The 399-nt window shown below is 59.9% G+C and carries 1 protein-coding gene; it reads left to right on the forward strand.

The features are described 5' to 3' along the window. Nucleotides 1–399 (forward strand): EF-Tu/IF-2/RF-3 family GTPase (locus tag IB272_RS34515; RefSeq protein ID WP_348646849.1); only part of this gene is annotated, 399 nt, incomplete at both ends.

Genomic DNA, 399 nt, shown 5'->3' on the forward strand with positions numbered 1-399 from the left:
TCGTCGGCATCCGCGACACGTCGAAGACGACGGTTACGGGCGTTGAAATGTTCCGCAAGCTGCTCGACCAGGGCCAGGCCGGCGACAACATCGGCGCGCTGATCCGTGGTGTTAACCGTGACGGCGTTGAGCGTGGCCAGATCCTGTGCAAGCCGGGTTCGGTCAAGCCGCACAAGAAGTTCATGGCTGAAGCCTACATCCTGACGAAGGAAGAAGGCGGTCGTCATACGCCGTTCTTCACCAACTACCGTCCGCAGTTCTACTTCCGCACAACGGACGTGACGGGCATCGTGACGCTGCCGGAAGGCACGGAAATGGTTATGCCGGGCGACAACGTCACCGTTGCCGTTGAGCTGATCGTTCCGATCGCGATGGAAGAAAAGCTGCGCTTCGCAATCC

The organism is Ensifer sp. ENS08 (assembly GCF_014852195.1).
GTDB classification, from domain to species: Bacteria; Pseudomonadota; Alphaproteobacteria; order Rhizobiales; family Rhizobiaceae; genus Ensifer; species Ensifer adhaerens.